General features: G+C 52.4%; 19 protein-coding genes. 8 read left to right on the forward strand and 11 right to left on the reverse strand.

Features of this window, described 5'->3' with window-relative positions:
• Positions 1-11: 11 nt before the first annotated feature.
• From F608_RS0105590 to F608_RS36555, 6 genes are all read right to left on the reverse strand, one after another.
• A complete protein-coding gene (locus tag F608_RS0105590; protein WP_022664630.1) occupies positions 12-1,187 on the reverse strand; it encodes a phosphoglycerate kinase in 1,176 nt (391 codons plus the stop codon).
• Positions 1,188-1,206: 19 nt separating this feature from the next.
• Positions 1,207-1,479, reverse strand: coding sequence for a hypothetical protein (locus F608_RS0105595; protein ID WP_022664631.1), 273 nt, complete (start codon positions 1,477-1,479; stop codon positions 1,207-1,209).
• Entirely contained in the window at positions 1,472-2,218 is a 747-nt protein-coding gene (radC, locus tag F608_RS0105600) for a RadC family protein (RefSeq protein WP_051148498.1), read from the reverse strand. Before radC ends, F608_RS0105595 begins: the two co-directional genes overlap by 8 nt.
• Positions 2,172-4,685, reverse strand: a complete 2,514-nt coding sequence (gyrA, locus tag F608_RS0105605; RefSeq protein ID WP_022664633.1) for a DNA gyrase subunit A — start codon at positions 4,683-4,685, stop codon at positions 2,172-2,174. The genes radC and gyrA overlap by 47 nt, the downstream gene beginning before the upstream one ends.
• Positions 4,686-4,737: 52 nt before the next feature.
• On the reverse strand, positions 4,738-5,850 hold the full coding sequence (locus tag F608_RS0105610; RefSeq protein WP_022664634.1) for an AI-2E family transporter: 1,113 nt from the start codon (positions 5,848-5,850) through the stop codon (positions 4,738-4,740).
• A gap of 113 nt (positions 5,851-5,963) precedes the next feature.
• Positions 5,964-6,119 carry a hypothetical protein gene (locus F608_RS36555; protein WP_022664635.1) on the reverse strand — a complete coding sequence of 52 codons (156 nt, stop codon included), beginning with the start codon at positions 6,117-6,119 and terminating at the stop codon, positions 5,964-5,966.
• A gap of 861 nt (positions 6,120-6,980) precedes the next feature.
• Here F608_RS36555 and F608_RS0105625 point away from each other — a divergent pair.
• Positions 6,981-7,775 carry a peptidylprolyl isomerase gene (locus tag F608_RS0105625; RefSeq protein WP_022664637.1) on the forward strand — a complete coding sequence of 265 codons (795 nt, stop codon included), beginning with the start codon at positions 6,981-6,983 and terminating at the stop codon, positions 7,773-7,775.
• Here F608_RS0105625 and F608_RS36115 read toward each other — a convergent pair.
• From F608_RS36115 to F608_RS0105640, 3 genes are all read right to left on the reverse strand, one after another.
• On the reverse strand, positions 7,743-8,030 hold the full coding sequence (locus F608_RS36115) for a hypothetical protein (protein WP_153307451.1): 288 nt from the start codon (positions 8,028-8,030) through the stop codon (positions 7,743-7,745). The two genes, F608_RS0105625 and F608_RS36115, sit on opposite strands and share 33 nt — an antisense overlap.
• Positions 8,005-8,286, reverse strand: coding sequence for a superoxide dismutase (locus tag F608_RS0105635; RefSeq protein ID WP_161626821.1), 282 nt, complete (start codon positions 8,284-8,286; stop codon positions 8,005-8,007). Before F608_RS0105635 ends, F608_RS36115 begins: the two co-directional genes overlap by 26 nt.
• 225 nt (positions 8,287-8,511) lie before the next feature.
• On the reverse strand, positions 8,512-9,798 hold the full coding sequence (locus tag F608_RS0105640) for a thiolase family protein (RefSeq protein WP_022664640.1): 1,287 nt from the start codon (positions 9,796-9,798) through the stop codon (positions 8,512-8,514).
• Positions 9,799-9,920: 122 nt separating this feature from the next.
• Here F608_RS0105640 and F608_RS34125 point away from each other — a divergent pair, with 122 nt between their 5' ends.
• From F608_RS34125 to F608_RS0105675, 7 genes are all read left to right on the forward strand, one after another.
• Positions 9,921-10,730, forward strand: coding sequence for an NRDE family protein (locus F608_RS34125; RefSeq protein ID WP_022664641.1), 810 nt, complete (start codon positions 9,921-9,923; stop codon positions 10,728-10,730).
• 70 nt (positions 10,731-10,800) lie between these two features.
• A complete protein-coding gene (locus F608_RS0105650; RefSeq protein ID WP_022664642.1) occupies positions 10,801-11,277 on the forward strand; it encodes a bifunctional polynucleotide phosphatase/kinase family protein in 477 nt (158 codons plus the stop codon).
• Between the two features lie 405 nt (positions 11,278-11,682).
• Positions 11,683-13,338: a metallophosphoesterase family protein gene (locus F608_RS0105655; RefSeq protein WP_022664643.1), complete on the forward strand. Its 1,656-nt coding sequence runs from the start codon at positions 11,683-11,685 to the stop codon at positions 13,336-13,338.
• 33 nt (positions 13,339-13,371) lie between these two features.
• On the forward strand, positions 13,372-13,962 hold the full coding sequence (locus F608_RS0105660; protein WP_022664644.1) for a PEP-CTERM sorting domain-containing protein: 591 nt from the start codon (positions 13,372-13,374) through the stop codon (positions 13,960-13,962).
• A gap of 450 nt (positions 13,963-14,412) precedes the next feature.
• Entirely contained in the window at positions 14,413-15,333 is a 921-nt protein-coding gene (locus tag F608_RS0105665) for an AAA family ATPase (protein WP_022664645.1), read from the forward strand.
• A gap of 38 nt (positions 15,334-15,371) precedes the next feature.
• Entirely contained in the window at positions 15,372-16,274 is a 903-nt protein-coding gene (locus tag F608_RS0105670) for a DUF58 domain-containing protein (RefSeq protein WP_022664646.1), read from the forward strand.
• A complete protein-coding gene (locus F608_RS0105675) occupies positions 16,271-18,190 on the forward strand; it encodes a transglutaminase TgpA family protein (protein ID WP_022664647.1) in 1,920 nt (639 codons plus the stop codon). Before F608_RS0105670 ends, F608_RS0105675 begins: the two co-directional genes overlap by 4 nt.
• A 17-nt stretch (positions 18,191-18,207) precedes the next feature.
• On the opposite strand, the gene F608_RS0105680 is transcribed toward F608_RS0105675, so the two are convergent.
• Positions 18,208-19,536, reverse strand: coding sequence for a replication-associated recombination protein A (locus F608_RS0105680; protein WP_022664648.1), 1,329 nt, complete (start codon positions 19,534-19,536; stop codon positions 18,208-18,210).
• Positions 19,536-20,987 (reverse strand): ribosome biogenesis GTPase Der, encoded by a 1,452-nt coding sequence (gene der, locus F608_RS0105685; protein WP_022664649.1) that lies wholly within the window; start codon positions 20,985-20,987, stop codon positions 19,536-19,538. Before der ends, F608_RS0105680 begins: the two co-directional genes overlap by 1 nt.
• Between the last annotated feature and the right edge of the window lie 115 nt (positions 20,988-21,102).

Raw genomic sequence — 21,102 nt, forward strand, 5'->3', positions numbered from 1 at the left:
TTGATTACTGACTATTCAAGTGCGACAGCCCCGGGAAGCTTTTTGCCTTCCATAAGGTGGAGAAAGGCCCCGCCTCCGGTTGAGATATAGCTGATCCGGTCCGTCACCCCGCAGACCTTTGCCGCCAGGCCCGTATCCCCGCCTCCTACGATTGAATAGGCCGGAGAGTCGGCAATGGCCTGGGCGACGGCCTTTGTACCGGCCAGGAAAGATTCCATTTCAAATACCCCCATGGGACCGTTCCAGACAATGGTACCGGCGTCCTTCAGGGCCTGGCCGAACCGCTCTGCCGTGCCGGGCCCGATATCCAGGGCCATCCAGTTTTCAGGAATCTCATCCAGCCCCACGGATCTGAAGGCGGCGGAGGGTTCAAATTTTTCCGCCGCGACCAGATCAAGGGGCAGGAGAAGTTCAATTCCCTTTTGTCCGGCCTGATCCACAATGGAAGCGGCCTTGCCCAGAAGATCCGCTTCAATCATGGATCCCTTGGTATCTACACCCTGGCTCTTGAGAAAGGTATTGGCCATGGCCCCGCCGATGATCAGTTTATCCACGAAATTGAGCATGTTTTCCAGGGCAGCCAGCTTGCTGGATACCTTGGCACCGCCGATGACGGCAACCAAAGGCCTTTTGGGATTTTCAACGGAATCGTAATATGAACCCAGTTCTTTTTCAAGCAAAAATCCGGCGCAGGCCTGGGGAACAAATTTTACCATGCCTGTTACCGATGCCTGATCCCTGTGGGATACGGAAAATGCGTTGTTCACATAGACATCACACAGGCCTGCCAGCTTCCGGGCAAAGTCGGGGTCATTCTTTTTTTCCCCTTCATGGAACCTCAGGTTCTCCAGCATCAGGATCTGTCCGTTTGCCAGGGTTGAAACCATGGCTTCAACCCCTTCACCCACACAGTCCCGGGCAAAAACCACCTCCTGGCCCACAAGTTCGGATAACCTTTTTGCCGCAGGGGCCAGGCTGAACTTTTTCTCCGGCCCCTGCTTGGGCCGTCCCAGGTGGGAGGCCAGTATGATTCTGGCCTGGGCTTGCCTCAGGAACTCAATCAAATCCAGGGTGGCCCGGATCCTATTGTCATCGGTGATATTGCCTTTCTCATCCATGGGCAGATTATAATCCACCCTCACAAAGACTCTCTTTCCCCTTATCTCAACATCTTTCACAGATTTCATATCTTTCTTCCTTTAGCCTTCAGTCTTCATCCTTCACCCTTTTTCGATGCACCTGTTTTTTCCGGGACCACCGCTCATAAAAATTGATCAGCCCGGCCTTGTCACTTCTCTCTATGACTTCCTCTTCCACCCGGGCCCCCTCTTTTCCTGCCATGGCCCTCTTCAGACACCGGGTCTTTACCGAACAGTGGAAAAAACAGTCATCCGGGGTCTGGCGCAGGCCGGAACCGGTCATGGGGAAAACTTTCTCAAGGTTGCCGAAACATTCCGGCAGATCTTCTTTTTCATTCATTGTTCTTTTGAAATTCCTCATTAAACCGGGAAATCAGATTTTCGGACGCAAAGCTGAAATAGTCATGATTGCCGACGATCATATGTTCATGAACCCTTATATCCGCATAGTTCAGAGCAAAACAGAGCCTGCGGGTGATCCGGATATCGCTCTCGGAGGGGCTCACATCCCCGGAAGGATGGTTATGGGCAAAAATCATGGCCGCGGCCCGGTGGTGAAGTGCCCGGGCAATGACTTCCCTGGGATAGACTGAGCTGGTTGTCAAAGACCCCTCAAAAAGGGTTTCACAGGCCAGGACCCTGTTCTTGGCGTCCAGGAAAACTCCGACAAAATACTCCCTGCCCTTGAACCCGATGGCATGATCCAGATAGTCCAGAAGATCCCGGGGCTGGCTGACCACGTCCCTGGACAGAATTTTCGCCTCAAGGTACCGGTCTGCGGCTGCCTTGACCAGACGGATGCCCATGGCATTCACCGGGCCCACTCCCGGGACCCGGCAGAGGGCCTCAAGGTCGGCCTCCACCACCCCCTGAAGGGTTTTAAAGGATTTGAGCAGGGCCTTGGCCGTATCTTTGCAGTCCCTCCTGGGTGTGTTCAGGGAGAGCAGCAGCTCAATGACCTCATAGTCATGAAAGCCCTCAAGTCCGCGGCTCAGGAATCTTTCCCTCAGACGCTTCCTATGGCCCTGGCCCTTATGGGGCCGGGTCTGTCTGCTCTCCTTCATCTTTGATGTCTTCATCCGGATCCATTGCCTCATCCGGGGTTTCTTCTTCCCCGTTTTCCTCTTCTTCCTCGGGCAGGCGGGCTATGCCGATAAGGGCTTCCCCCGGGGTCAGATTGATGAGCTTGACGCCCTGGGTATTCCTTGAAATCACGTTGATGCCTTCGATGGAGGTCCGGATGAGCTTGCCCCTGTCCGTGACCATCATGAGTTCATCGTGGTCATCCACCAGGGCCAGGGATACCATTTTCCCGTTCCGCTTGGAGGTCTTGATGGAAAAGACTCCTTTGCCGCCCCGGGCCTGGCTCCTGTACTCCTCTACGGAGGACCGCTTTCCATATCCGTTTTCCGTTACGGTCAGAAGGGTCTGCTCTTCTCCCAGGACTTCCATGCCGACCACCCTGGAATCCTCGTCGATTCTCATGCCCCGGACCCCCATGGAGCCCCTGCCCGTATCCCGGACATCGGCCTCATGGAACCGGATCACTTTGCCGCCGTCAGACCCCAGGAAAATATCCATGTTCCCGTCTGTGATCCTTGCGGCAATCAGTTCATCCTCTTCGGCCAGCCGGACGCCGATGAGTCCCCCGGATCTGGGTCGGGAATAAGCCATGAGATCGGTCTTTTTCACCCGTCCTTTTTTGGTGGCCATGACAACGAAACGATTCTCGGTGAACTCATCCACGCTCAGAACCGTGGCCAGTTTCTCCCCCTCGTCAAAGTTGAGCAGGTTGACAATGGCCTTGCCCAGACTGGATCTGCTGGCCATGGGGAGTTCATAGACCTTGGACTGGTATACCTTGCCGAAATTGGTGATGAAAAGGAAAGTGGCATGGGTGGAGGCCACAAAGAGATGCTCCACAAAATCATCCGATTTGGTGCCCATGGCGGTTTTGCCTTTCCCGCCCCGGTGCTGGCTGGCATAGAGGGTCACGGGATTCCGCTTGATGTATCCGCTCCGGGTCACGGTTACCACCATGTCTTCCTCGGCAATCAGATCTTCGATGCTGATGTCGGCCGTGCTCTCTACGATCCGGGTCCGCCTCTCATCCCCGTACTCTTCCTCCAGTTCGGTGAGTTCATCCTTGATCAATCCCCGGACCACGGTTTCACTGGAAAGGATCTCCTTGAACCAGGCAATGGCCTTGAGCAGCTCTTCATATTCGGAGTTGATTTTTTCCCTTTCAAGACCGGTGAGCCTCTGGAGCCTCATATCCAGAATGGCCTGGGCCTGGACCATGCTCAGGTCAAAGGTTTCCATCAATCCGGTCTTGGCTTCTTCCGGGGATTTGGATGCCCGGATCAGGGCCACCACCTCGTCCAGGTTGTCCAGGGCGATTTTCAGGCCTTCCAGGATATGGGCCCTTTCCTCCGCCTTGTTCAGATCAAACCGGGTCCTCCGGACGATCACGTTTTTCCGGTGTTCAATAAAATAATTCAGGATCTCCTTGAGGGTAAGCAGCTCGGGACGGTTATTGACCACGGCCAGAAAAATAATACCGAAGCTGGTCTGCATATTGGTATGCTTGTAGAGCTGATTGATAACCACCTCGGAGAACTGATCTCTTTTAAGGCCCACGGCGATCCTCATGCCGTCCCGGTCCGACTCATCCCTGACAAAGGAGGCCCCGGTAATGACCTTGTCCCGCATCAGTTCGGCAATTTTCTCCACCAGCTTGGCCTTGTTCACCTGGTAGGGCAGCTCGGTGACAACAATGGTTTCCCGGCCGGTCTTCTTGTTCTCCTCCACCTCGGCCTTTGCCCGGAGGGTGATGATGCCCCGGCCCGAGCTATAGGCCTCATAGATCCCCTTGGTCCCGTAAATATGTCCGTAGGTGGGAAAATCCGGCCCCGGGATATGGGTCATGAGCTCCGGGATATCCATTTCCGGATTGTCGATCAGGGCCTTTAATCCGTTGATGACCTCGTTGATATTGTGGGGGGGAATATTCGTGGTCATTCCCACGGCAATCCCCGAAGATCCGTTGACCAGCAGGGCCGGAAACTTTGTGGGCAGGACCGCAGGTTCATCCAGGGTTTCATCGTAGTTGGGAATAAAATCCACGGTCTCTTTTTCAAGGTCGGCCAGCATCTGATGGGCAATCTTGCACATCCGGATCTCGGTGTACCTCATGGCCGCCGGAGAATCCCCGTCCACAGACCCGAAGTTGCCCTGGCCGTCCACCAGGGTATATCTCAGGGAAAAGTCCTGGGCCATGCGGACAATTGTGTCGTAAATGGCAGAGTCCCCGTGGGGATGATACTTACCCATGACGTCACCCACAATACGGGCGGATTTTTTATAGGGCTTGTTATAATCATTCCGTGCCTGGTGCATGGCATACAGGGAGCGCCTGTGTACGGGCTTTAAGCCGTCCCTTACATCGGGAAGGGCCCGTCCGATGATAACGCTCATGGCATACTCGAGATAGGATTGTTTCATCTCCTTCTCGATGCTGGTTACATTGCTCTCTTTTTGAATCATCTAACTCTTTACTCCAAATTAATTTTTAAAACCTTTTCAGGCTCAATCAACTTTACCGGTCCATCCCAACGTTAAGGCGGTTTGCCTGTTTTGAAGGCTCCACCATGGATTGAAAGGTTGAAAAATAAATATCAGCCAAGGTTAAGAACAGGGTGGCGATCAAAGGACCGTAGATAATTCCGAGCAGTCCGTAGACCTTTAACCCGCCGATAATGGCAAAAAAAACAATCAAAGGGTGCATGGCCACCCGGTCCCCCACGACCTTTGGCTTAAAAAGATACTCCACCCCCCAGGAGAGAACTCCATAAAAGACGAATATGGACATACCCGTTGCTGCATGGCCTTTTAAAAAATAGAAAACAGCCGTGGGGATGAGCACCACGCCGATGCCCACAATGGGGAGAAAGGCCAGAAACCCCATGATGACCCCCCACAGGAAAGGGGAATTATGTCCCAGGAACCAGAACAGCATCCCGCCGGCAAAGCCCTGGATCACTCCGCCCAGCCCGTTTCCGATGAGGACGGCACCGGCCATGTCATTGAACTTGTCAAATAGCTTTTTATCATGTTCGTCCTGGAGCGGGGACAGGTCGTAAAGATAACGGATAAACCTTTCCCCGTCCATGAACATGTAAAAGACCACAATGAGCATGAGACAGAAATAGAATACCAGGCTGAGCAGGTTGGATGTGACGAATTTTGCCTGCTGGAACAGGGAAAACCCAACCAGTTTTCCCAATTCGGACACAGGATTGATCAGCTCGTTCCAGGAGACGGTCTTTTCTATCCCGGCCCGGGCCAGGAGATCATTGATCCGCTCCAGGGCCTGGGTATTCTCAAGTACGTGAATCAACTGGTTGGAAAAAACGGCATCCCTGGCCATGCTGTATAATCCCAGGGCTTCCCTGGACAGGATACCGACAAAAAAAAGCACGGGAATGAAAACCGTGAAAAAAATGATGATGCAGGTCAGTATCGAGGCGACCCTTGGGGATGTTCTTTTGGAAACCCTTCTGAAAAGCGGTTTAAATATCCCGGTGGTCACGACCCCCAGGATGATGGTGGCAAAAAAAGGTGCAATGAGGTTGCCCAGAAGGAAGATGGATATGCAAAACAGGGCAAGGAAAAAGAAAAACACTGCTCTTTTGATAATATTCTGTTCCAAAATGTCACCAATGGATGGGCCCGGAAAACAAGGATTAAAAAACCATGTAAAGCCGTAACATGCAATGGGCTTGCACGGATACGGCTTTACTCACATTGAAAAGAACCTCTGAATTAGCTGCTGATGATTCCCAGCGCAGCAAGGGCCAGAAGGATTTCAAAGACAATGACCTGAACAAAGCTTCCAAAAAAATGATAGACAATTCCGCCTCCGACAATGGCGGGAACAGCCGTGTAAATCAGTATACCCAATTTCCTAGGAATATCCATAATAAAACCACCTCTTTAGTCTTCTGTTTCCATCTCAATCACGTTCAAGATAAATCTTGGAAATTCTTACCATTTATATGGGCTCAAGTAAACCCAAATCCCCGGAAATTGAGAAAAAAAAACAGAACTTGGGAGGCGGCTCAGGCCGCAGGGAAAGCCAAAAAAGCGGGAAAAGGATGTTACAGCGCCTTTTTAATTTTCGTTTCGGCCCGAAAGCCTTGTCCAGACAGGCTTTCTTCACTGATCAGATTGTCTCATTTTAATCCGGAATCCAGAGCCGGTCCTGAAAAGGAGGGGATTTCGGGATGGCCCATATTTTTACTATCTCGTTTGTCTATCTCTGTTTAGATTTTCAGGCATTTTTCCGGATTTTTTTTGAGTCTTCCGTTCTTGCGGACTTTCTAATAATATTTTCTGTATCAAAATTCATTATCCGTGAATATTGCTCTTCATCTTATGGGATGGTTTACATCAACCTTTTCTCTTGTGCTGGGGCTTCTTCCGCTTTTTTTAGGGGTATACTCCTGTCAGCCTTTGCTGTTTTTGCTTATAGCAGATCGCATCCCGGCATCGAAAATCGGCTTTGGATCTTCTCTTTACATCCCAGGTCGTATCGAAGGAGGCAGTGTTTCAACGATCGTTCCCGGTCCTGTCGGGATCTTTACGGTTGGGCAGGCATTACAATTGCCTGCTCATTATCAATTGGGGCAACATTTGTGGCGAGCTTGTATGGGGCATTCACAGACCAACGAACCAAAGTTGAATGATATTTTTTTAATATAAAATTCTATATTTTCCGGGACTTTCTCTTTCCGGGGGTATATACTACCTCATTTTAAATTGATTCTAAGGAGCAAACCTATGAAAAAAATCGTAATGAGCATATTGATCAGCCTGATGTTTTTGCCGGCAGCCCATGCTAAGGTGGTGGCCAAAGTCGGGGATCTGGAAATCGACGACCAGGAAGTGACGGAGAGGATGCAGCAGCTTCCTCCCCAGTATAAAACCGCATTTGCCTCGGAAGAGGGGAAAAAACAATTTATTGACCAGCTTGTCCAGGAAAAACTCATCTATCTTAAGGCAAAAAAAGAGAAATATGATGCCAATACCCAAGTTTTAAAACAGCTGGACCGGGTGAAGCAGGGCCTCATGATCCGGCAATTCATGACCGATACCCTTGCAGGAATCAAGGCCTCTGAAGAGGAACTCAAAAAATATTACAATGAGAATTCAGCTGAATTCATGGGAAAGGCGCAGGTCAAGGCAAAACATATTCTGTGCAATACCGAGGAAGAGGCCAAGGCCGCCAAAGAACGTGTCCTCAAGGGAGAATCCTTTGAAGATGTGGCCATGGATGTTTCCACGGGACCCAGCGGTAAAAAAGGGGGAGACCTGGGGTGGTTTTCAAAGGAGCAAATGGTTCCTGAATTCGGAAACATGGCCTTCAGCCTGGAGAAAGATGGCCTCAGCGATCCTGTGAAGACCCAGTTCGGATACCATATTATCAAAGTCTATGACAAAAAATCCGCCGAAACAAAATCCTTTGAAGAGGCCAGGGCCGATCTGGAACGGAAGCTGAACAATACCCGGCAGAAACAATACGTGGATGAAATGATCCTGGAATTAAAAAAAGAGCACAGCGTAACCATCTATTAATCCCACCGGGCGTTCTTTCTTTAAAAGGGAAGGAGTCTCCGAATAGAATTCAGCAGAGATGGCCGGGTATTGACCTTCAGAAAAAGATTGCCCGGCCTGCCGCTGCCTTTCTCTCCCATCCCCGTAAGGCATATGTTCTGCCCATGCCGGATCCCGGCGAAAAGTACCGGAAAGACCAAGCCGCCCCAGGCAGTATTCTGCAACAACGGTTGGAACCCCCATAATACAATCATTTAAAGAGTCTTTCATATCCATCGTAAGGCACCAACTCTTTTACTATGAATCGAATGTATCCTTCAGTTACTAAAGGCAGATTGGCGAGTAATTCCTCCGCTTCCTGAACGCTCCCGGACTCCAGAAGGAGTACTGCCTCCTTTTTTTCTTTCGTGAAGAATATTTCACGCACTGCTCCATTCTTCTGAAGCTCCCAAATTCGTGCTGCTTCCTCCCTAAGTAGATCTTCAGGGATCTTATCGTGTTTTAATTCCTGTTCCAATGCGAGTATTTTCACTTTTCCCTCCAACGCAAACATCTGCGGCTTGTCTCCGTCAGTATATTTTTGTTAGAATACGGATTACCCTTAGAATTCCACCAGAACCGAATCCAGGTGTCAGGTTGAAAATCTACCCAGGTGCAGGGAGCAAAGGCGTTTGAAACCGGAGCGTACTCCTGTACGTGAGGATTTCAAACGCCTGGAGCAACGCCGCAGATGGGTAGATATTCGACCCGACACACTTTATTTTTCGATGATCATGGCCATCCCCATGCCACCGCCGATGCACATGGAGATCAGACCGGTGGAGTAATTTTTCCTCTTCATCTGATGGATGGCCGTAACCACCTGGCGGGCACCGGTACATCCAATGGGATGGCCGATGGAAATTCCCGAACCCAGTTCATTGGGTTTTTCCACATCAATGGAAAGCTCCCTCATGCAGCCGATGGCCTGGGCGGCAAAGGCTTCGTTCAGCTCAATGAGATCTATGTCCCCAACGGTCATGCCGGTCTGTTTCATCACATTTTTCACGGCAGGCACCGGTCCCAGCCCCATATAAGCAGGATCCACGCCGCCCGAGGCAAATCCCTTGATTTTGGCCAGTTTTTCAAGGCCCAGTTCATCTGCCTTTTCCTCGGACATGAGCAGGACGGCGGCGGCGGCATCGTTGATTCCCGATGCATTGCCCGCAGTCACGCTGCCCTCTTTCTTAAAGGCCGGACGAAGTCTGCCCAGCTTTTCCATGCTGGTCTCCATGGGGCGCTCATCCTTGTCCACGATGATGTCTCCCTTTCTGGAAGAGATAGTCACCGGAACGATTTCCTGGGCAAATGTGCCGTCCTGGACCGCTGCAAGGGCCCTTTCATGGCTCAGGCAGGCCAGCTGATCCTGTTCTTCCCGGGAAATCCCGTACTGGTCCACAATATTTTCAGCGGTCATGCCCATATGATATCCGTAGAAGATCTCATACAGCCCGTCAAAGACCATGAGGTCATGGACAGGTCCCTGGCCGGTAAGCTCCATGCGATGACCCCATCTCGCCTTCAACAGGGCCATGGGTGCGTTGCTCATGCTTTCCTGCCCCCCGGCAAGAATCACATCTGCCTGGCCGGCCATGATGGCCTGGGCCCCCAGGGCAATGGCTTTGAGTCCTGAACCGCAGATCTTGTTGACGGTCACGGCCGGTGTGAATCTTGTGATACCGGCATTGATCATGGCCTGCCTGGCCGTATTCTGTCCCTGGCCGGCCTGGAGAACATTGCCCATGATCACCTCGTCCAGGAATACCGGAGCCAGTGAATCATCGTAATCATACCCTCCGGACTCAAGATCAATCCTGCCCTGGTCCTTAAGGGTTTGAGGGGAAAAGTCTGCCTGTTCCCCAGAGGCTTCAGGCCGCAGGCCGGCCCGCTTGAGCACTTCCTTCATGACGAGCTTGCCCAGATCCACCACTGGAACGTTCTTCAGGGATCCACCGAACGAGCCCACCGGGGTTCTTACACCACTTACTATGACAGCGTTTTTCATATCATGCCTCCGTTTTAATATTCATTTTCCTATATATTGATTTTTACCGGACGAACCATTACATTTTAGCCGTCAACCTAGGGTTGATAGCAGACCAAAACGCAAAAAACAAGGAATTCTCCATGTGCCTTATTCTGTTCAGCTTTAAAGCCTCAAAATCCTGGCCCCTGGTCCTGGCAGCCAACCGGGACGAATTCTACTCCCGCCCCACGGCCCCCATGGATTTCTGGGATGAATCCCCGTCCATCCTGGCTGGCAGGGATCTGGAACAGGGAGGCACCTGGCTGGGGATTCACGCCCGGGGCAGGTTTGCGGCCCTGACCAATTACAGGGAGCCCACCCAGGTTAGAAAAAACGCACCCTCCCGGGGAAGTATCATTCCGGAATTCCTGGAATCCCGGGGCAAAATCCGGGATTTTCTCAAAATCCTGGACCGGGGCGCGGACCTATACAATGGATTCAACCTCCTGGCCGGGGAGATCCGAAACCGGGATATCATACTCTATTGGTACTCCAACCGGGCCCGGGAGACCGTCCTGGTCAGTCCCGGAATCCACGGCCTCAGCAATTGTTTTCTGGACACGGACTGGCCCAAGGTATCCAGGGGCAAAGCCATGCTGGAGCAGGCATTGAATCCGGACAAAGGGCATGAACGCAAAAAAGAACCGTCCCGGCTTGACAAAAAAAATCTTTTCACAATTTTGGAAGATTCTCAACAACCCGAAGATTCAAAACTTCCAAATACCGGGGTGGGAATCGAATGGGAACGGATTCTGTCGCCCCTGTTTGTCCAAAGCCCAACTTACGGCACCCGGTCTTCCACTCTCCTGACCATCAATCGGGATGGAGAGTTTGCCGTAACGGAAAGATCCCACTTTCCTGGAGTTCCCGCCAAAGATCCGGACCGGCAGTTCAGGTTCAGACCGGATTGATTCTCCCTGCCCCCGGGCTTGATTGTTTGAAGATGGTTAATTCAGATCCGTTTGCTTGACAGGGATCCTTTTGCTTTGTAAAGACTCCGGCATGGAAGCGATTCTGTTCACAGGGATTCAGGCAGCGGGCAAATCCACATTTTACAAAGAAAGATTTGCCGACACCCATATCCGGATCAACCTGGATATGCTCAAGACAAGACACCGGGAAAAAAAGCTCTTTGAATGCTGCCTGGAGATTCAGCAGTCCTTTGTCATTGACAACACCAATCTTACCCGTGGGGACCGGCAGAGATATATCCCAAAAATAATGGAACACGGTATTGTACTGCACGGATACTATTTTGCTTCTTCCCTGGAGGATGCCCTTGGCCGGAACAGGCTCCGGGGACACCGTGCAATACCGGAAAAGGGGGTGGCAGGGGCATATAAGTGCCTGGAGCCTCCATCCTTTGACGAGGGATTTTCCCATCTGTCCAGAGTTGAAATACGAAACGGTTTATTTGAGGTCACCCGATTGGAATCCGATCCAGCCGGGAGGAGTTGATTTTCACGCCTCTGATTCAACTTTTTGCCTGATCCCGGCCCCTTCCCAAGCATAAATCCGGTCGATACCCTGATTGCCCCATGAAAAGCCTCAATGAACGGGATTCATCTGTTTTATACTAATCGCCAAACAAACAGATAGTAAACGCAACATCTGATTCTAACAATCAGGGAGTATTCCTTTCCACAGCTTTACCGTTTGGATTGTCCGGTGATTCAACCCGGTGTATCGCTCCCCTTCTTAAAGAAGGTGCACAAACACTGAAGGCGGCCCCAAAAGGCTTTCAGAGTTTCAACCGCCCTTTTTTTAGATGAATAAGCAACACATTGGATTTTTTAAAATTCCTGGACAAAACATGGAAGTTTTCAGCAAAAGATTACTAATTTTAATTTTCGGAGGAGATCGATGAAAAAAACCATGGATAGGAGACAATTTTTAAAATACGGCGGTGCCGGACTGGCCGGCCTTGGGCTGTCCGCCCTCAATGTGCCCTTTTTCCGCATGGGAAAAGCCAGTGCAGCCATTTCCAGCAATGCCTGGCAGTTCGGGGTTATGTCCGACACCCAGTGGAAAAGCACTCCCGGAGGCGAGATGACTTGCGCCACAGGAATTATCGACGCCCTGAATGAACAGTTCATCCAGCAGGACGTTAAATTTGTCATTCAGGTAGGTGACCTTTGTAACAATGAATCGGTCAACGAGGTGCGCTCCATGCCCACAAGGGCAGAACATTCCCAGGCCCTTTACGATGCCGGCATCGGGTTTTTTCCCCTTAGGGGCAACCACGAATCCAGCTCAACCGCCGCCAATGAGCTTCCGGTTCTTTTCCCCCAGACACTGGGACAGGGCTCCAACCTATATGGCGCTACCAACTTCCAGCCGGCGGACATTTCAGGACTGGTAGGCCTGACCTACTCATTTGACTACAACAATGTCCGGTGCGTCATGCTCGACCAGTTTCACCGGAAAGACGGAACCGATTACAACGGCAGCAGCTACAACGACAACATGGTAGACCAGGTGGACTGGGTGGATGCCATGCTGTCCTCCAACCCTGAAGGAAACCATTCCTTTGTTTTTGCCCATAAAAACCTCATCGGCCAGAATCACAAGGACAACCTGTTCGGAGGCGGCCTAACCTCCAACCCGGGTCCCAGGGATCAGTTCCTGACCAGTCTTTATAACAACCGCGTGGGATACTACATGGGCGGCCACGACCACATGCATCACCGGTCCCTGGTTTACACCGCTGACGGATCTGCCAAGGTGTCCCAGATCATCACTTCCTCCAACAGCTATAAATTCTATACCCCCAGGAGTGGAGACGACGGACGGGAAACCCCCCTCCAGCATGAACTCTACACCGTCGGATACTATATTGTCACCGTGGACGGCCCCAGGGTTACCGTGGACTTTTATTCGTCCAGCCACGGCCAGGATTACGGTTCGGTCAGCCTCTCTGCTTGCCCCTCCTTTGCCTTTTACCTGAGGGAAAGATTCGGATACAGCCTCAACGGCCAGCAGTTTGAAATCGCCCAGGGTGACTCCTACACAGATGTGGTCGACAGCTATTCCGGAACCACCGCAAAAATTCTTGACGGGACAAACGGCAACAGCGAGACCGATTACGTGGGCCGGGATCTGACAAAAGCCGTCAACACAGGCTGGGCCCAATCCGATCAGGTGGATGATGCCGCAAGCCAAATCTTCACACTGTGGGGGATGGCGGATAACCTTAGCCTGTATAATGGTGATCTTACCGGCCAGCTGCCCAGTGAAGATGAAAGCCAGGAAACTGACACATACACCCTCTCTCTTACCTATAACCCCAGGAAAATACGCACCTCCCAGCTCATGAGGGGGAATTTTGCCATTGCCGCCAGGAATGAAGACGATGAATGGGTCAATGCTGTTGACCTGAACACCGGCGGGACCAAAACCTTTAAACGCGGCCCCTGGAAATCCGGATATGCAGTGGGGACCTACGGTGTTGATCCCAGCACCAAAACGGTCTGGGCCGTTCTCAACCATGAAGGCGATTTTGTTGCCAAATTGATCTAATATTTCAAATTCAAAATAATAGGAAAATAAAAAATGAAAAAAACAATTTTATTATTCGCTTTTCTGAGCTGTGTCATGATTCTGAGCCCCCTGGCAAACGCGACCACTTTAACATTTGACGACCTGTCCACTGATTCTGGTTCTGAGGTTGCTAACCCGTATATGGAAAGTGATTTTGTTCTCACGGCAGATGAGAACGGCATCTTCTACTCATGGGGGTCTTTGTCCGATGATTACACAGGATCTGCTGCTATTTACAACGATTCCTATACCGATACGATTCTGACAGCTGAGGATGGTTCCTTGTTCAATCTGACATCCATCGACCTTTCAGAATTATGGAACTATGAGTATGGAGATGATGACGTTTTCGATCTCATTGTCACAGGAACTTATACCGACGGGACGAATATCTCGGCTTACATTGCTCTGGATCTGGATTTTGGGTATGAGACCATTGCCTTTGACGAAACCTTTTCTTTTCTTACTTCTGTGACTTTCAGTTCAGGATATTACCAAATCGATAATATTGAAGCCTCCACGGTACCGGAACCCGCTTCCATGATGCTTCTTGGGTCGGGCCTTCTGGTCGCTGCCGCGATTTCAAGGCGAAGAACGTCATAATCTCCATTTTGAACAGAATCATTCAGTTGCAGGATACCGACCCTGCAACTGAATGAAACCTATATATAAAAAATCGCTTCCTTAATTCCATTTTCGGTTGCCTCCGCTGATTGGCCTGCAAAATAGTCTACCTTCCTGAAAAGCCGCTAACATTTCACTTCTTTTTTATTAAGTTTTTTCAGCTCCACCCAGGCCTCCAGACGCTGCTTCACCGCATTTTCATATCCCCGGTCAGTGGAAATGATAAAACCGGTTGTCTGAAAAAGGAATAGGGAAGGTTGGACCGGGGCACATACCCGCCCTTTTGGTCATTGGCATACTTATCCCTCCAGTTGTAGCCGGGATCATTAATTATTTCTTTTCCCGGCTGCCGGTTTATGGGATAATGGAAGATCCGAAAGGATCTATAATTAGAACTTTTTCATTTGGTTCCCATCAAAAGGATCGCCCATGATGACACCGGAATTTGAAAAAATCGTCTCCCAGGTGGGCAGTGTGGTTCTGGGAAAAGAGCCCCAGATTCGTCTGGCCCTGACCTGTTTATTCGCCCGGGGCCATTTGCTCATCGAGGATTTTCCCGGTATCGGCAAAACCACCCTGGCCAAGGTGCTGGCCAAGTGTATGGGGCTCAAATTCCAGCGTATGCAGTTCACCTCTGACCTGCTTCCCGGAGATATCTTAGGTCTGTCCGTATTTGACCAGCATTCGGCCAGTTTCAGTTTCCACCCGGGTCCCATCTTCACCCAGGTATTCCTGGCCGATGAGATCAACCGGGCCACCCCCAAAAGCCAGAGCGCCCTGCTGGAGGCCATGGAAGAAGAGCAGGTCACCATTGAGGGGGAGACCCGGCGCCTGGAATCCCCGTTTTTTGTCATTGCCACCCAGAATCCCCTGGAGCAGGCCGGCACTTTTCCCCTGCCCGAATCCCAGATGGACCGGTTTCTCATGCGGATCCGCCTGGGCTACCCGGACCGGAAAGCTGAAAAAAGCATATTAAAAGGCATCGGTGCTGACCGGGTCATGGCGGCCCTGGACTGCTGTATGGAAAAAAGGGATGTCCTGAAAATCCAGGACCGGGTGGACCGGATCCATGTATCAGATCTTTTCCTGGACTATCTCCAGGATATCCTGGATTTTACCCGGAACTCCGGGAATTTCCAGATCGGCCTCTCCCCCCGGGCCGGCCTGGCCCTGTCCCGGGCGGCCCGGGCCTGGGCCTGCCTTAACGGCCGGGATCATACCCTTCCCGAAGACCTCCAGGAAGTACTGCCCTGGGTGGCAGGCCACCGGCTCAGGGCCGGGGAAACCTATGAAGAGATTCCCGAAGACAGGCTTCTGGAACTGTTCACGGAACTGCCGGTTCCCATTTAGTCCCCCTGCCCTTCCCCGGGGACCCGGAAACCCTATCCATGAAAGTAACCCAAAAACATCTCTCAATCCTTCCCACCCAGCATGGAATTCTTTTCCTGGCCATCCTGGGGGCCATGCTGGCAGGCTCTGTCAACTACAACAACAATGCCGGTTTTATCCTGGTCTTTCTCCTGGGCGGCATGGCCCTGATCTCCCTGTTTTACTCGTTTAAAAATCTGATGGGCCTTGAAATCACCTTTGTGTCGGCACCGCCGGTGTTTGCCGGTCAAAAGGCCGTCTTCCACATCCGGATCCATTCAAAGGAAAGGGACCGGTTTTCCCTGGAATCTTATTTCCCCGGGAATCCGGGTATGGATGAGCCCCAAACCATAGAACGGCAGATGAATAGCCTCTTTCAAGTCGAGATCCCGGCCCCGGCCCGGGGTCGGGTCTCCCCCCGGGTCCTGGCCTTGAATTCGGTTTACCCCTTTGGACTTTTTTGCATCCGGGCGAGAATCCCCCTGAAGATGAGCTGCCTGGTCTATCCTTCCCCCCTGCCGGGCCGGATCCGGGCCTCGGGAGGCGGAAACGGTTTTGAAGGAGATATGGATACCCGCCGGCAGGGGCCCGACGATTTCCAGGGTCTGACGCCTTACCAGCCCGGACATGAAGTGGGGCGGATGGCTTGGAAAGCGGTTTCCCGGGGACAGGGATTGTTCATCAAAGATTTCACGACCAAGGCAGACCGGTTCCAGATCCTGGATTTCCATGCTGTCCCGGTAAAGGATATTGAGTTCAGGCTCTCCCTCCTCTGCCACATGGTTCTTACGTCTGACCGGAACCGGGAGATCTTTGGCCTGAAACTGCCGGGTAAATTCATCCGGCCTTCCGGGGGAAGCCCCCATACAAAAACCTGCCTCAGGGCCCTTGCCCTGTTCGGCCGGGAAGGGGAGAGGCCGTGAAAGAGGAGAACAGACATGTGGTTCCCATCATCCTGGCCCTGGTGATTGCCATCGCCCCCCATACCCCGGGGCTGCCCCTCTGGATCAATGCCTGGTGTCTGATCATGTGGGGATATATGCTGGTCCGGCTGAAAACCGGGTGGCCCCTGCCCGGGGGGATTTTCAGGCACTTCCTTGCCTTTGCCGGTCTGGCCGGCCTGATCCTCACCTATAAAACCCGCCTGGACTCGAACACCTTTGTGGGACTCATGGCAGTCATGGCTGCGGTCAAGCCCTTTGAGACCGCCACCCACCGCCATAGGATGATCACCATCCTGCTCACCTACTTCATCATCATCACCAGTCTGTTTCAATCCGACTCCCTCTGGATCCTGCTCTATATGTTCTTTTCCGTCCTGGTGACCACCATTTCCCTGATCCGGATCAACGATCTTACGGGCCGGTTCCGAGCAAGCCTTGCCCTGGCCTGCCGGATCATGGGCCAGGCCCTGCCCCTGGTGATTCTTCTCTTTTTCCTTTTTCCCCGACTCCAGGACGGAGTGTTCGGAATGAAGGATATCCGGAGGGGAAGGACCGGTTTTTCGGAGAGACTCACCCCCGGCAGTGTCTCCGGTCTGGCCAGGGACAATTCCACTGCATTCCGGGTCCAATTTAAAACCCTTCCGGCCGGGGGCCTTTACTGGCGGGGGATCGTATTTGAACAATTCAACGGAAAATCATGGCTACCTGCGGAGCAGCAGGGGGTTCCGGCAAAGGCCAGCCCCGGATCCAAGGAACTTTTTCCCCACACCATTATCCTGGAACCCCATCACAGCCGTTGGCTGTTCGGACTGGATGTTCCGGTTCAGGTCCAGGGAAATGCCCTTATCACCCAATCCCATACCCTGAGATCCCGGTGGAAAATCCGCAGAAAAACAACCTACCGGGTGATTTCCAGGCCGGGCCCTGTTCCGGACCCGGGCCGGGTCCCATTGATTTCCATCGACCCGGACAGCAATCCCGGAACCCGGCGCCTGGCCAGAGACCTTGCTATGGGCGCCCCGGGGGTTGAGGAAAAAATCCAGAGGATCCTGGACTTTTTCAAGACAAACGGTTTTATCTATACCCTGTCCCCGGGCAGGATCGATGCAGACTCCCTGGACCATTTTCTCCTGGAAAACAAAAAAGGATACTGCGAACATTATGCCTCGGCCTTTGCTTTTATGATGAATGTGCTCGGGGTTCCGGCCCGGGTGGTGGGCGGATACCTGGGGGGAGAACTCAACCCCTATGCCAATCATCTCATCGTCCGCCAGTCTTCCGCCCATGCATGGGCCGAGGTCTTTGTGCCGGACAGAGGATGGATCCGGATCGATCCCACCCTTTCCGTATCACCGGAACGGATCTTTCAGAACCCGGACGGCAGCCCGGCCCGAACTTCCCTGGATCGGATCTCAATTTTTAAAAAACTGGAATATTTGATGGAGAGTATCAACCTCAGGTGGGAGGCCTGGTTCACGGGATTTTCCCATGAGGCCCAGAAGGCCCTTCTCCAGCGGCTGGGGATCCTCACTCCCTTGAGTCCAGCCAAAACCATGGCCCTGTTTCTGGGGGGCACCGGTCTTGTCCTGGTTTTGTTTTTTCTCTTTCTAAGACGGATCCACGGTTCTTCTTTTTCTTCCCGGGATCCGGTGAAAAAGGCCTATCTTGAATTCTGCCGGCGCCTGGCCCGGGCAGGGCTGCCCCCCAAAGCTCAGGGCCAGGGGGCTGTGGATTATGCCTCCAGAATCTGCCGGGAACGGCCGGATCTGAAATTTGAGGTGGAAAGGATTTCAGATCTTTACGTCCGGATCCGGTTCCATCGGAACAGCCCGGAAGAGTTGAAATTCGTCCTGAAAAAAAGGATAAAAGAATTTAAGCCGAGGCCGGATGGATAAGAAGGGAAAACTCTTCTTTATTTTCCCGGCTTTCCTTTTTTTAATTCCAGCCAGGCTTCCAGCCTCTGTTTAACCGTATTTTCATATCCCCGGTCCGTGGGAAAATAAAACCGGGTTCCCTCCAGATTGTCGGGAAGATAGGACTGGGGGATAAAGCCGTCTTTATGGTCATGGGCGTAGCGGTACCCTTTACCATAGTTCATCTTCTTCATCAGACCTGTGGGGGCGTTACGGATATGGAGGGGAACCGGGGCATATCCTTTGTCTTCAACCGTCTGCCTCACCTGCTTCTGGGCGGCATATACGGAGTTGCTCTTGGGGGCCGTGGCCAGGTATACGGCGGCCTGGAACAGGGAACCGTCCCCTTCGGGCCGGCCCAGGATGCGGAAGGATTCCCCGGCATTCAAGGCCATGGTCAGGGCACCGGGATCGGCCAGGCCAATGTCTTCGGTGGCGAACCGGATCATGCGCCGGATCATGTAATAGGGATCTTCCCCGGCGGCCAGCATGCGTTCCATCCAGTACATGGCCGCGTCCGGATCAGAGCCCCGCATGCTCTTGATGAATGCGGAGATCAGATTATAATGTTCTTCCCCGGCCTTGTCATAGAGCAGGGATTTTTTCTCCACAGCCGTTTCAACGTCGGCGGAGGAGATGGTCTCCTGGCCCTGGAAGTGGATGGCCGCCGTTTCAAGATTGGTCAGGGCGGTCCTGGCATCTCCGTCCGACACCCGGGCAATGTGTTCCAGGGCCTCTTGGGAAAAAAACTCTTCCGAGATCCCCAGCCCTTTTTCCGGATCTGCTGCGGCTCTTTCCAGGATCTTTATGATATCATCGGATTCAAGGCTTTTCAGGGCAAAAACCCGGCACCGGGACACCAGGGCCGGGATCACCTCAAAGGAGGGATTTTCAGTGGTGGCGCCCACCAGGGTGATCAGGCCGGTTTCCACGTGATGGAGAAAGGCATCCTGCTGGGCCTTGTTGAACCTGTGGATCTCATCCACAAAAAGAAGGGTGCGGCGCTTGTAGAGCCGCCGGACCTCCCCGGCCTTTTCAATGATCCGGCGCACTTCCTTGACCCCGGACAGGACCGCAGAGATTCTGATAAAATCGCATTGGGTTTCATTGGCAATGATCCCGGCCAGGGTGGTCTTGCCGCATCCGGGAGGTCCCCAGAGAATCATGGAAAAGACCCGGTCATGGGCAATGGCCTGGTGCAGAAGACTTCCCTCCCGGGTAATATGCTCCTGGCCGATGAGTTGGGAAAGACTCTGGGGCCGCATCCGGTCCGCCAGGGGGCCGGATCCCTCCATATCTTCCCGGGTATTTGATTCAAAGAGATCCATTACCCTGCCTGGTTTTTATCCCTTTGTCTTTTTTTCCGGCTCTGTTCCTTGCGAAGCTTCTGCCGTTTGGACGTGATCCGGCTCTTTTTCTTTCGAATCCGCTCGGTTTCTTTTGTCTTGCCGGAAAAATCGATTTTTCCGGTTTTTTCCCTGAAATAGAGACGGATGGGTGTCAGACTCAAAGGGATCATCTGACGGAGCTGGTTCTTCAGATACCGTTGATAGGAAAAATGAACCGCATTGGGATAGTTGACAAAACAGACAAAACAGGGGGGCTTGGCAGCCACCTGGGTGGCGTAGAAAAATTTCAGCCGCCTGCCCTTGTGAAGGGAGGGCTCCTCCCGGTATACGGCATCCTCAATGATCCGGTTCAGGGTCCCGGTGTTGATCCTGTGGCAGTATTCTCCATAGACCTTTGCCGCCAATCCCAGGATCTTATGGCAGCGCTGGCCGGTCAGGGCCGAAACGGTCAGAGCCGGAGCATAGGATAAAAACTTGGACATGTACCGGAGGTCCTTTAAAAATTCTTTCTCGCTTTTTTCCTCCTTGTCCACCAGATCCCATTTGTTCAGGATAAAAACGGCACCGCACCCCCGCTTCTCCGCATACCCGGCAATGGTGATATCCTGGTCCGTGATCCCCTCTTCGCAGTCAATGAGGATGAGGGCCACATCACAGTCATCCAGGGATTTTAGGGATTTTAGGATGGAAAATTTTTCCAGCTTCTCCCTGACTTTTCCCTTTCTCCGGATCCCGGCCGTATCCACAAGGACAAACTCCTGATTTTTATGGACCACACTGAGTTCTATGGCATCCCGGGTGGTGCCGGCTTTCTCGTTGACCACCACCCGTTTTTCCCCGAACAGCCGATTGGCCAGGGAAGACTTGCCCACATTGGGCCGGCCCACAATGGCCACCCGGATGGGGGCGGTTTCATCCTCTTCAATTTCTCCGGGTTCGGGAAAATCCCTGACCAGATCATCCAGAAACTCCCCCACGCCGATGCCGTGCTCGGCGGACACCTGGTAAAAACGGTCAATCCCAAGGGCGTAAAATTCCCCCAGTTCATCCTCCTGACGGTGGCTTTCGATCTTGTTGATCAGGTAGAATACGGGCTTTTCTGTTTTCCGCAGGAGATCGGCCAGGTCCCGGTCATAGGGGGAAAGCCCTGCCCGGCCGTCCATGATAAAGACCAGGAAATCGGCCTGGTCCACGGCAGCGGTAAGCTGCTCCTTGATCTGGGAGGCAAAATAATCGTCATCCTCGCTCAGGAAGCCGCCCGTGTCGATAATGGTAAATTCCCTGTCCTCCCAGAGGGCATCCCCGTAGTGGCGGTCCCGGGTCACCCCGGGCAGATCGTCCACAAGGGCCTGCCGGGACCGGACGATCCTGTTGAACAGGGTTGATTTTCCCACGTTGGGCCGGCCGAGAAGGGCCACAACCGGTTTCATATTTTTCACCTCCGAAAGACTAGGAACAATTTAAATTTAAAGTGTGACAGTATACATCATTCCGCTGTTTTTATAAACATGGAGGTTACACATAAACAAACGATAGAAGTCTTGA

The sequence above is a fragment of the Desulfospira joergensenii DSM 10085 genome, from assembly GCF_000420085.1.
Classification (GTDB): Bacteria; Desulfobacterota; Desulfobacteria; order Desulfobacterales; family Desulfobacteraceae; genus Desulfospira; species Desulfospira joergensenii.